General features: G+C 49.9%; 9 protein-coding genes and 2 pseudogenes. 10 read left to right on the top strand and 1 reads right to left on the bottom strand.

What is annotated here, in order from left to right; genetic code table 11:
* Positions 1–47 precede the first annotated feature (47 nt).
* From wecB to K6T64_RS08145, 7 genes are all read left to right on the top strand, one after another.
* On the top strand, positions 48–1145 hold the full coding sequence (gene wecB, locus K6T64_RS08170) for a non-hydrolyzing UDP-N-acetylglucosamine 2-epimerase (RefSeq protein WP_353737801.1): 1098 nt from the start codon (positions 48–50) through the stop codon (positions 1143–1145).
* A gap of 54 nt (positions 1146–1199) precedes the next feature.
* Entirely contained in the window at positions 1200–2459 is a 1260-nt protein-coding gene (locus tag K6T64_RS08165; RefSeq protein ID WP_288009513.1) for a glycosyltransferase family 4 protein, read from the top strand.
* 48 nt (positions 2460–2507) lie between these two features.
* Complete coding sequence (locus K6T64_RS08160; protein ID WP_288009511.1) at positions 2508–3668, top strand: DegT/DnrJ/EryC1/StrS family aminotransferase; 1161 nt, start codon at positions 2508–2510, stop codon at positions 3666–3668.
* A gap of 6 nt (positions 3669–3674) precedes the next feature.
* The gene (locus tag K6T64_RS08155; protein WP_288009508.1) at positions 3675–4274 is read left to right on the top strand and encodes a sugar transferase; all 600 of its coding nucleotides are present in this window, start codon (positions 3675–3677) and stop codon (positions 4272–4274) included.
* A 35-nt stretch (positions 4275–4309) separates the two neighbouring features.
* Complete coding sequence (locus K6T64_RS16845; protein WP_353737800.1) at positions 4310–5005, top strand: class I SAM-dependent methyltransferase; 696 nt, start codon at positions 4310–4312, stop codon at positions 5003–5005.
* Between the two features lie 413 nt (positions 5006–5418).
* Positions 5419–6444: a hypothetical protein gene (locus K6T64_RS08150; protein ID WP_288009506.1), complete on the top strand. Its 1026-nt coding sequence runs from the start codon at positions 5419–5421 to the stop codon at positions 6442–6444.
* Positions 6445–6659: 215 nt separating this feature from the next.
* Positions 6660–6986 carry a DUF1643 domain-containing protein gene (locus tag K6T64_RS08145; protein ID WP_288009505.1) on the top strand — a complete coding sequence of 109 codons (327 nt, stop codon included), beginning with the start codon at positions 6660–6662 and terminating at the stop codon, positions 6984–6986.
* 7 nt (positions 6987–6993) lie between these two features.
* Here the strand turns inward: K6T64_RS08145 and K6T64_RS08140 are convergent, their stop codons facing one another.
* On the bottom strand, positions 6994–7722 hold the full coding sequence (locus K6T64_RS08140; RefSeq protein WP_288009503.1) for a D-glucuronyl C5-epimerase family protein: 729 nt from the start codon (positions 7720–7722) through the stop codon (positions 6994–6996).
* Between the two features lie 349 nt (positions 7723–8071).
* Between K6T64_RS08140 and K6T64_RS08135 the strand changes: the two are divergent.
* From K6T64_RS08135 to K6T64_RS08125, 3 genes and pseudogenes are all read left to right on the top strand, one after another.
* Positions 8072–8491, top strand: a pseudogene (locus K6T64_RS08135) (transposase); the annotation flags it as partial.
* A 1770-nt stretch (positions 8492–10261) separates the two neighbouring features.
* Complete coding sequence (locus tag K6T64_RS08130; RefSeq protein WP_288009500.1) at positions 10262–11407, top strand: ImmA/IrrE family metallo-endopeptidase; 1146 nt, start codon at positions 10262–10264, stop codon at positions 11405–11407.
* Positions 11408–11409: 2 nt separating this feature from the next.
* Positions 11410–11871 (top strand): annotated as a pseudogene (locus K6T64_RS08125) (DUF4411 family protein).
* The last annotated feature ends 32 nt before the right edge of the window (positions 11872–11903 follow it).

Genomic DNA, 11903 nt, shown 5'->3' with positions numbered 1-11903 from the left:
TCCTGACAATCATCTATCGTACTGTCTTTTAACATGGAGGGAACTCGATGCTGAAAATCGTTACGGTTATTGGTACCAGACCGCAATTTGTAAAGGCTTCTGTGGTTTCCCTCGCGCTGTCTCAGGAAAACTGGGTGACAGAGTTGCTTGTTGAAACTGGCCAGCACTATGACCGCAACATGTCTACATTGTTCTTTGAGCAACTGAGATTACCAAGTCCTCGTTATTATTTGAACGTGGGTTCTCATTCTCACGGGGTACAAACTGCCTTGATGCTTAAGGGCGTTGAAACCGTGCTTGTTGAGGAGAAGCCTGACTTAGTGTTGGTATACGGGGATACGAATTCGACACTAGCTGGTAGTTTGGCTGCTGCCAAGTTAAACATTCCTGTGGCTCATGTGGAAGCCGGGCTGCGTTCTTTTAATCGAAGGATGCCTGAAGAAATAAACCGGGTTCTGACAGATCACATGTCCGAGCTTTTATTTGCTCCAACAATCAATGCGGTGGAGAATTTGAAAAAAGAAGGTGTGATGGAAAAAAACATTTTTTTCACAGGCGACGTCATGTACGATGCGGCGCTCTATTTCGGAAGTCAAGCGGAAACGATGAGCACCATCCTTCAGGAAACAAGAGTTCGTCCAAAGGAATTCGCTCTGATTACGGTTCACCGGGCGGAGAATACTGATGATAGGGAGAAATTGGGCAGTATCTGCCGGGGATTGGCACGTATAGCGAAGACGATTCCTGTCATATGGCCTCTTCACCCCCGCACTCGAAAGGCGCTCATTCAATGGAATTTCTTTGAATTTATCGAAAAACACGTAAAGATTATCCCACCTGTTGGTTATTTGGACATGGTTATGTTAGAGAAGCATGCGTTGGCTATCGTGACCGACTCTGGAGGGGTTCAAAAGGAAGCTTTTTTTCATCGGGTCCCCTGTGTGACCCTTCGAACGGAAACAGAATGGCCCGAACTTGTGGAACTGGGTTGGAACCGTATTGTTCCACCAGACGATCCTTCTCTGATCGAAACGGAAGTTCAACGTGCCCTTGGGATCAGCGGAATGGATGCCCAACCCTATGGTGATGGACAGGCGGCTCATAAAGTGGTATCTGTAATAAGGGATTATTATGGTATTCTCTAGCGGACAAAACCGGTTAGTGTCTGGTTTCTACCTTTGTAGGACGGTGAACCAAGAATGCGTTTTCTCGTTCTCACTCAGTATTTTTGGCCCGAGGTCGGAGGGCCTCAGATGCGGTTGAGCGCTTTGGTAAAAGAACTGCACCGTCACGGACACGAAGTTGAAGTGGTAACCGCTTTGCCCAACTATCCTCGCGGTCGTTTTTTTCCTGGATACAGTGGGAGATTGTATATGCGAGAGGCGTATCTCGATTCGGCGGTCCACCGGGTTTGGCTCTATCCGGCTCAGGGGGCGGGGATTAAGCGCATGTTGAATTATGGCTCGTTTGCTTTATTATCGCTGATGGGGCTCGCAAGATGCAAAACACCCGATTATCTCTTCGTCAATTCTCCTCCACTGTTCTTGACCATTCCGGCCTATCTTTATAGCCTTTGGAAGCGTGTTCCTATCATTTTCAATGTGGCAGACCTTTGGCCGGATTCGGTGAAGCAGCTTGGTCTTTGGAAGGAAGGGCCTGTTCTTCGCTTTGCTGAAAGTCTCGAAAGATGGACGTATCAGAAGGCGACGTTTGTGACGGCTGTAACAGAGGGGATTTTGAAGATTCTCGTCGATAAGAAAGGTGTTCCCCGCGAGAATCTTCTTTTCCTGCCAAATGGAGTCGATACAGATCTCTTTTCTCCTCGTCCACCTGACCGGGAATGGATGAAAAAGCTTGGCCTAGATGCGACAAAAAATATGATTCTTTATGCTGGCAACCATGGATTTGCTCAGGGATTAGATACAGCGTTGCGAGCCGCCAAAAAGCTAGAACAGGAATCGGTTCAGTTCGTGTTCGTCGGGGATGGATCAGATAAGGCGAGGTTGGTCCGCCTTAGAGAAGAAATGCGGTTGTCGAATGTCACGTTTTTGGATCCCTGTTCTCCCGAACAAGTTGCTCAGCTCTATGGCACTGCAACCGCGGCACTTTCTACTCTTCGCTCCTCTCCTTTGCTTGAAGGGGCTCGGCCGGCAAAAATCTTCTCCGCAATGGCCTGTGGAAAGCCCGTCCTCTACAGCGGGGCGGGAGAGGGTGCGCTGCTTATCCAAGAAGCCGAAGCCGGGATGGTGACCCCGCCGGAAGACGATGAAGCGCTGGCTCATGCCATAAAGTATTTGATTCAACATCATGACGTGGTTGAGCGCCTTGGAGAAAACGGTCGGCGCTTTGTATGTGAACATTACAGTTGGTCCGTATTGGTTGGGCGTTGGCTTGAACAACTGGCGGATCGTACATCTCTGCGGCAAGCTGCGCAAAGCCAAGCTCGGGCCGGTTTTTAAAGCTGTTTGAGATTTTGAACTCAGTATCTCGCGGAAGGAAGGGCGATTATGCCACGCAATTCCTATCTTCCCTTTTCTGCACCTACGATTGGTGAGGATGAAATCCATGAAGTAGTCGATACTTTGCGTTCTGATTGGCTAACTACAGGTCCCAAGACAAAACTGTTTGAGACCGAATTTGCTTCGTTTGTCGGCTCTCCTGCTGCTTTAGCAGTTAACTCATGTACTGCCGGATTGCATTTAGCACTTATGTCTCTAGGAATCGGCCCTGGTGACGAGGTTATCACAACCCCCATGACCTTTGCGGCCACTGTGAACGTTATCGAACATGTTGGAGCCCGGCCGGTCTTCGTTGACGTTGAAGAGGACACGCTGAACATAGATCCTGAAAAAGTTGATGGCGTACTCGGGCCACGATCAAGGGCTGTCTTGGCCGTTCATTACGCAGGTCACCCTGTGAATCTTGACGAATTATACGCGGCAGTGAAGCCTCTCGGGATCCATCTTGTTCAAGACGCAGCCCACGCTCTTCCTGCAAAATACAAAGGAAGATTCATTGGTTCGGGTACCGATCTTGTATCCTTCAGCTTTTATGCGACGAAAAACATGACTACTGGAGAAGGGGGAATGCTTGTCGGAAATCCGCATTACTTAGAAAAGGCGCGAGTCATAAGCCTTCACGGGATGAGCCGAGATGCCTGGAGACGTTATGACAAGGGTGGGGGCTGGTATTATGAAGTACTCACTCCCGGCTTTAAATATAACATGACGGATATTCAGGCGGCTCTGGGGTTGTGGCAGTTGCGCCGATTGCATGAGTTTCAGAGTCGACGTCGACAGATTGTAAAGGCATACCATGCCGCCTTTTCTGCAGAAGAAGCATTGGAGGTCCCGGTGGAACGTCCAGACGTAGAACACGCGTGGCATCTATATGTACTACGTCTTCACCTGGACAGACTGCGTATCGACCGGGATCGTTTTATTGACGAACTTAAAGCTCGAAACATTGGTACATCCGTGCATTTCATTCCCGTACACCTTCATCCATATTATCGGGATAAGTATCATTACAAGCCTGAGGACTATCCAGTTGCTTATGAAAACTACAAACGCATGGTGAGTTTGCCTCTATATCCCCGGATGACGGATCAAGATGTAGCGGATGTGGTGGAGGCGGTGCTGGATGTGGTCGATCGTTACCGACGGTGATCCGGGATGACTTGGAAAAAGCGTTGTTTTGATTTTTTTTGTGCGGTTCTTGGCCTTGTCCTATTGTCTCCTGTTTTTTTGGTGGTTGCAGTGCTGATTAGATTAGAGAACCGAGGGCCAATTTTCTACCTTCAGGAAAGAATTGGCTACCGCGGGCGTCCTTTTCGTATCTTCAAATTTCGCACCATGGTCCTGAATGCAGACCGAATGGGCCCATCTTTGACGGTGGGACAAGATCCGCGGGTGACCCGGGTGGGAACAGTTTTGCGGAAATATAAATTGGATGAACTGCCTCAATTGGTTAATGTGTTGCTGGGCGAGATGAGTTTGGTTGGTCCTCGGCCTGAAATCGCAAAGTACGTTGATCTCTACAGCCCCGAGCAGCGCCGTGTTCTTGACTTAGTCCCCGGCATTACAGATCCAGCATCTCTCAAGTATCGAAATGAAGCGGAGCTCTTGAGTGCGTCCTCGGACCCTGAACGTGTGTACATCACCAACATTCTTCCGGACAAAATCCGAATCAATCTCGAATACGCGGATCGTGCCACGGTTCTTCGAGATATCGGCGTTGTGATCCGTACACTTCTTACAGTGATACATGGTTAATTGACACGCTCGTCATGAGTGGAGGATGAATACAGGTGAACGACAGTGATGAAGTTTTGCGTATTCGTCAAAGGTATGAACGTCGGGAGCAGATCGATCATTCGTTGTACCATCCTTTGGATCCTTCTGTATACTTGGCTGTTCAGGAAAGGGAACGGGCTTTGATCCGGTGGATACATGAGGCACGTCTGTTGCCTGTGTCTGAGCGTCGCGTCCTGGAGGTCGGTTGTGGGAGCGGGGCAAATTTGTTGACTCTCATTCGGCTTGGCTTTCGGCCTGAGAATTTAATGGGGATCGACCTTTTGGAGGAACGCGCGGCTTATGCACGGACCATACTGCCCCCTACGACTCGCATTCTCGTCGGAGATGCTTCTACGTTTGATTTTGGGAAATCGACCTTCGACGTAGTCCTTCAATTCACGGTGTTCACATCTATACTTGACCCTTGTTTTCAAGAGCGTCTGGCCGATCGGATGTGGTCATGGGTGAAGCCGGGCGGGGGGATCCTTTGGTATGATTTTACTTTCAACAATCCGAAAAATCCTGACGTAAAAGGAATACCATATCATCGCGTGCGGAAGTTATTTCCACGCGCTCAGTTCAAGGTGTGGCGGTTGACGTTGGCCCCCCCCATCAGCCGAAAAGTGACCAGGGTGAACCCGAATTTATATCATGTCTTTAACCTGTTTCCTTTTTTGAGAACCCACATAATGTGTTGGATATATAAATAAATTTCGGCGAAGTAATGCCTATGCCAGTATGGAAGAAAAAATTCCTCACCAAAGTTATTTTGCGTAAAATGTCAGGAAAAAGATGCACAGGCTGAGGACATCTATTTAGAGGATTTCCGGCACTTATGGATGAAAAGAGAATGACACGATTGCATCTGTTTTTCAATCACCTGCTACGGATCCACTAAATTGCGAACAGATAAGTTGTATAAAGAGGGGATGAAGATATGGCGAAAAATGTGCTCTTAGCATTATGCATAATTTCACTAATCATAACTACTGGTTGTAACACTGTTCATAGAGAGTCTAATTGGTTAACTGATTATAATCTATTGCTCGGGCAATTCTCGACGGAGAATCAAGGGTTGGGTCTAGAACCATCTTTTCCGGAGTCTGGGATGAGGGATCAACCTATGACCTACGGTCTTATTCTTTCTGCAGAAAGTTTACGTTATTTAGCAGATCCAAATGAGGAAAGTAAGTTTCGGATTAAAATGGCGGTACGGTGGCTATTAGATAATGCGGACTTGAATCATGATAGTTACCCTGGTTGGGGTTTACCACAAGCATGGGATGCTTTTGCTGATGGAACAGTTAATCCTGAAAATCATCCGTATACGATTACAACAGCAATTGTACTTCAGGGTTTAACGGACGCATTATCTATCTCGTCTTTATGGAACAAAGAGGAAACAGAGGAAATTCAAAAAACTATAAGAGATGTTGGTCTATATTGGTGTCAAAAAGTCTGGACCGAAACGGGTGATCGTGGATTTTTCTGGTACAGTATCAGTCCTTCTGATGGTTACTTTTGTCCAAATGTGTCAGCCATGTTTTTGGGGGTCCTTGCACGCATAATGTCGGAACACAAGCAGATATTTTCGGATTCAGAGTTACGGCTTATTCAAGATCGAGTTGATAAAGCGGCCAGAGGAATAGTATCAGTGACGCAATGGCGTTCGGGAGCACCATTCTGGACTTATACAGCGTTTCCCAAGTATCAGAATAAGGACACCCCCAATGATTTAGTTCATCACGCTTATATTCTTTGGGGAATGGAATTATACCGTTCTAGTGGGGGCCGGGTTCAACTCCCTTGGGCAACAAGCCAGGCCATTGAATCGTTAAATCGCTTTTGGAAAAATAGAATGATTTATGATTACCCCCAGGACGTTTTGTATAATGAAGCCTGGGGAACATTGAAAAACAGGCCAGCGAGACTTTGGGGCGTCGGTATGGCACAAGCATTTTATATGAAGTACGGTGCCTCAGAAAGGGCAAACTTGTGTTTAGAGATTTTGAAAGAGAAATATGGTTTTCCGCGTTCGAGACTTTATCCCAAGGATTTTACCAAAGACGATCAGTTTTATCCCAGATATGCGGCTCATGTTTTGTACGGAATAGCACAGAACTTTTACTCAAGGCAACAGGCGCCTTAGACCCCTATGCCGCCGGAGCGGCAGGGACCGGTCGGCCGGTGTCCGACAGGAGGATGTGCGGAAAGAAGCGGCGCGGTGACGGGCAAAGAGGTGAACCGCAGGGCTGAAGGGTTACAAATCGAGCCAGTGCATGAGCAGTTAAGATGAAAACTTGCCGGGAATTGTTGGCCGCACGGAGGAAACCGCAATAAGCATCGTGCAAAGGGGAATCTGCGATGTACAAAGACGCAACGATCGTTGGACCATACCGATATTCGCTTACTCGCGAATGGGATGCAAGTAAACCGCGTGTTGTGTTTATTATGCTGAATCCCAGTACCGCGGATGATGATCAAGACGACAACTCCGTTAAACGATGCATCGGGTTTGCTAAGAAATGGGGCTTTGGTTCTCTGGAGGTTGTTAATCTCTTTGCTTATCGCACACCAAATCCAGAGAAATTATCGCAGGTTGAGGATCCCGTGGGCATGGAAAACCGGGAGCACATTGGGTGTGCGTGCAAGCTGGAACGCCTGGAAAGTGGTTGGAAATGCGATGCATGACGGGGATCTAGCGGTTTTCCACATACGAACTCCAGAGATCGCGGTAGAATGTGATGATCGGGTCGCCTGTTATCGAACTGAGAGCTCGTAGCAACGTAATGTGCTCCAAATGGTAGTCCGGCGATGAGTGGATCTTTCGCGGCGGCCGAGACAAATGACCGAGGTGGTAAGCGCTTGTGTTTCCCATGTCGTAAAAAGGCAGAGCAAACGTAAGGGTATTGATCCCATCCTCAAACAGTTTGCTGGCACCCGATGCGGGGGCAACGGCAGGGAGGTCGTAGAGGCCGATCAATGTGAACATGAATCCATTGAGCGTATACGATGGTGGCGAGGTCGGGTACTCCTCATAAAACGGGTGTCCGAAGAAGTCCGCAGTGAGCCCGCCATCGGAGACCGACTCATGCAGGGGGTGCATGGCCCTCAGTGCGGCGTCTAGGTATCGCCTGTCTTTTGTGACGCGGTATACACGCGTAAGAAGAGACATGGCTTGTCCTTGGGCCATAGCGGATGACCAAGGTGCCTTGAGAGTGACGTCCATCCCGGCGACGGCGAAATCGAAGCCATAGTACCATTTTCCAGTTTGCATGTCTTGGTTCTCCACCAGCCAATTGGCGGAGCGAATCGCATTTCGCAGACTCTCGTCCGTCCGTTCCACAAGGTAGTAGCTGTACTCTTGGAGTCCGTACTGCGCAATTGTCACTGGATTGCGGATGGTGGTGTCTCCGACACGGACCATAGGGATACCGTTATCGTCCATCGCGATATTCGATGCGCTTGCGATTCGGCTCTGTTTCCACAGATTGAGGTAGACACCGTCCGGCCGATAGATAGCCGACTTTTGGTCAGCCGCAGACTCCGGTGATGATGAGTGATTTCCTGAGGAGTCCGGTCGATAGATAGCCGACTTTTGGTCTGAACTTGGAAAAAGCCAGAAATCGCCAACGCGCACACCAAGACAGCAAGTCGATATAATCTCATAGCCCCCCACGCGTCCTTCCATCAGAACAGAATGTTTTTGACAAAGTAAAGATAAGGGCGCTGGTCTGGATAGTCAAGAGGGCGCATCCTCACACATGAGACAAACCGGTGCTGCGCACATGCTCCGGATCCCAGGTCTGGGCTTATCCACAGTGGCGGGCTTCTTGGCTGAGGTTTTCACAAGCTGGCACCAAATCCGCAAGTTGGCAGGATTGAACTTGAAGGAAAACAGTTCCGGCAAGCACAAAGGGCAAACGCGTATCAGCAAGCGTGGAAGGGCCAAACTGCGAGCTCTGTTGTACCGGGCCGTGTTTCACTTGGTTGCGATCAACCCAGAGTTCAAATTGTTGCACCACCACTTCAAGACCCGTGTGGACAACGCACTGAAACCGAAGCAGTCGCTCATCGCCCTTTGTGGGAAACTGATCCGCATCCTGTTTACCATTGGAACTCGGCAAGTAGATTATGATCCGATTCGCGCTCTGGGCCCAGCCTATCGGCAGCTCATGGATCCAGTCGCTGGGTAAGACGTAGGCACCGCCACGACTCACCCATCTCGAATGAGGGAGGAATCCACACTTGTGGATTCCTCCACGAAGACCAGTGTGGGCGGTCGAAACCGCCTGTCAAGGCGGAAAACGGCCTTGACAGGCTCACCTTGGCAATCGAGTATGTCCATTCAGATCAATGTGATAGCAAGAGGCACCATTGCATGATTCGCGCTTGACAAATGTACAGCACGGAGAAGCCGGTAGATCTTTCCTCCATTCGGGCAACGACCCCGTATACGAGCTTAACTGGCCTCCACCCTTTCGATAGGCCGTACGAGGGACTGCTGAGGGCATCGACCCAGTGAGACATGAGAGGGTAAACCACGAAAGTTTTTGGTGGAGATCCGAGGTGCGTACCATAATTTAGGAGACAGTCAGGTACCGTCTACTTTGGTGCACCCTCAAAGAGCCAAAACCGTTCTCATGAACGATTGTGCAGTCTGAGTACGGAATGATCAAATGCCAAATCATGCGATTGAGTGAGAAAAACGGAGAAAACACTGCTTTCCTTGAGAGAGCGAGGAATTCTCAGGGGCTCATTTGATCATAAGACCCGAGGACATTACCGAAGTGAAATCTGAGCAGCATGTTATTCTGCAGTGTATGGATGTGATACTGGGGGCCATGTACTTTAGACTGAATGATCTCCATAAGGAAAAGCTTCCTGGAACTTACCGAAGAGGAAAGCGGACGATAGCGAAGCATACATTGTATAAACACATAAATACAAGAATACGTCGCATTTATCCTGGCTTTAACATTGGAATTTCGACCGGCGGGACCACGGCCGACAAATGGAATCATCCATACCGTCATTGGCTCTTTACCCCAAAGCAATACGAGATAGTTCCAGAATACGGCAAGAAAAAATCGTGAGGCCCCATTCCTCCTACCTCAATGGGCTAAGTGGTACTTAGCCGTTCGGAGTGAACAGGGCCTCTCCCACTTATTATCTTACTCGATACGGCTCGTTTATGCAACACATTGAAGCCGAACGTACAACGGGGCTGCCGATCAACGTCGTTTCACTCCAGCCGTTGCCCCGTGCACGATCAGCGCACGGGACGGTCGGCCCCCTTTTTTGGCCGCCGATTCGACGCTCCACCAGGGGTAGCTGATCATCGCCCTCCCGATGAGCCGACGTTTTCCCGCCTTGACAGACGGCTGTGGGTGTTGCTATCCTCGGGTAGGTCCCACTTGGTCAGCTCCTCCGTCAAAGTGATATGCTTTCTTGGAACTCGTTTGTGACAATATCATCGGGACCCTGCAGCACGGTGCCAATGATTGAACGGAGTTCGGCGATAGCTGGAGTGCCGCGCAATCGACCCCCTTAGAACAGCCTGCCAAAAGCTGATGCCTTAGTGTCTGCAAATTTATTCTATATTTCAAGCATTTGATTGTCAAACAACGTCGGGTTCCTTGCTGCATGATATTGTCATCATGGAACTCGTCAGTAACCAATGTCATAATGCCATAGGAGACGAGTGCGAGGAAAATTGTTCTGCCTTTCAGACCCGGGTGCCGCAGAGTTTCTTCTTTATCGGGGGAGGCAATCCGCACAAGGGTTCACCTTCCCTAACCTGCATCGCCGCTTGATCGAGCACGAGGAAGCACCTCCACTCGGGGTAAAGGCGCTTGTGACTGAGATATTGAAGCTTCTGGCCGAGGTGGACGGTTGGTGAAGATCCGGCTCAAATCCGTTTCTTATTCGGCTCTCTACTGACCCCAGAGAAAGGAGGTCGGCCGATGACGACGGTGGCTGTAAGCCAACGCGTGCTTCGATGGGCGATTGGCCGGACGGCAGACCCGATCGAGCTCCAACAAAAGTTTCCCAAACTTCCCGAATGGCTGAGCGGGGAAAGCCAGCCAACATTGCGGCAACTCGAAAATTTCGCGGTTGCGACTTCCGTCCCACTTGGATATCTGTTTCTTTCTGAGCCCCCTGAGGAACGGTTGCCTATGCACCTGTTTCGCACTCTGGACGGTAAACATGTGACCCGACCGAGTCCTGGACTTTTGGAAACGGTTCGCATGATGGAGAGACGCCAGGCATGGATGCGTGACTACCTCGTGGAGCGAGGGCAGGAACCGCTATCTTTTGTTGGATCGGCAAGTGCGGCGACTGACCCCGGCGATATTGCTCGGGCGATGAGGAAGACGTTGGGCATTGACGCAGGGTGGGCAAAAAAGCAATCGACTTGGGAGATAGCCCTGCGGGCGTTGCAAAGGAAGATGGAGGATGTCGGTATCCTTGTCGTGGTGAACAGTATCGTGGGAAACAACACACGCCGCAAACTGGATGTTAAGGAATTTCGGGGGTTTGTGCTGGTTGACGAATACGCACCCCTCGTTTTTGTGAATGGTGCCGATGCTAAGGGGGCTCAGATGTTTACCCTGGCGCACGAATTGGCACACATCTGGTTCGGTGAGAGCGCTGCCTTTGATCTGCGGGAACTCCAGCCGGCGAACGACGAACTGGAGCAAAAATGCGATTGCGCTGCCGCCGAGTTCCTTGTCCCTGCGGAGGAGTTGCGGTCGGTTTGGGACCAAATGAAACACGAGGCGAGACCCTATCAAATGATTGCCCGCCATTTTAAGGTCAGTGAGTTGGTTGCCGCACGAAGGGCCTTTGATTTGGCGCTGATTAGTCGTGAAGACTTCCTGGAATTTTACAGGGGTTATGTGAGCCGCGAACGGGACAGTCAAGATCAGGATCATGCCGGTGGGAATTTCTATCTAACCCAGCATCTTCGAATCAGCCGGCGCTTCGCGGAGGCTGTTGTCCGCTCCGTGAAGGAGGGTAGGACTCTATATGATGAGGCGTATCGTCTAACCGGGTTATACGGGACATCCTTCGAACGTTACGCCCAACGTTTTGATACTGGGGAGTAGTTATGGTGGATGTCATTACATATGTACTTGACGCAAATGTGTTTATCGAGGCGGCCAGAAGATACTATGCCTTTGATCTCGCTCCTGCATTTTGGAGAGGGTTGATTGAACATGCAATCCAAGGGCGCGTGTTGAGTATTGATCGGGTAAGTGAGGAACTCAAGAAGGGCCATGATGACCTGGCCAAATGGGCAAAGAATGAGTTTCACGAGTGGTTTGTCTCCACCGCAGAGCATTCCGTCATCGAGTGCTATCGTTCAATTATGGAGTGAGTGCACAGCCGGAGTCAATTTTCGGATGTGGCCAAAGCGGATTTTGCGGGCGGTGCGGATGGTTGGCTGGTTGCGTTCGCGAGGACGCGTGGATATGTTGTCGTCACCCATGAGCAGTTTGATGATGGTGCCGGTGCGGTTCCGGCCTTGACCGTCGGATTGCGCCCAGATCGCTCGAAGAAATTGTTCTGAGCCCGCGGTAAAAGTGATTCAATAATACGGGC

The sequence above is a fragment of the Kyrpidia sp. genome, from assembly GCF_023512215.1.
GTDB lineage: Bacteria > Bacillota > Bacilli > Kyrpidiales > Kyrpidiaceae > Kyrpidia > Kyrpidia spormannii.
This window is presented reverse-complemented; position numbering and strand designations above follow the sequence as displayed.

Bases quoted from the DNA above. Each gene is read 5' to 3' on its own strand.
- wecB (WP_353737801.1), top strand. From the start codon at position 48: ATGCTGAAAATCGTTACGGTTATTGGTACCAGACCGCAATTTGTAAAG.
- K6T64_RS08165 (WP_288009513.1), top strand. From the start codon at position 1,200: ATGCGTTTTCTCGTTCTCACTCAGTATTTTTGGCCCGAGGTCGGAGGG.
- K6T64_RS08160 (WP_288009511.1), top strand. From the start codon at position 2,508: ATGCCACGCAATTCCTATCTTCCCTTTTCTGCACCTACGATTGGTGAG.
- K6T64_RS08155 (WP_288009508.1), top strand. From the start codon at position 3,675: ATGACTTGGAAAAAGCGTTGTTTTGATTTTTTTTGTGCGGTTCTTGGC.
- K6T64_RS08150 (WP_288009506.1), top strand. From the start codon at position 5,419: ATGACCTACGGTCTTATTCTTTCTGCAGAAAGTTTACGTTATTTAGCA.
- K6T64_RS08145 (WP_288009505.1), top strand. From the start codon at position 6,660: ATGTACAAAGACGCAACGATCGTTGGACCATACCGATATTCGCTTACT.
- K6T64_RS08140 (WP_288009503.1), bottom strand. From the start codon at position 7,722: ATGGTCCGTGTCGGAGACACCACCATCCGCAATCCAGTGACAATTGCG.
- K6T64_RS08130 (WP_288009500.1), top strand. From the start codon at position 10,262: ATGACGACGGTGGCTGTAAGCCAACGCGTGCTTCGATGGGCGATTGGC.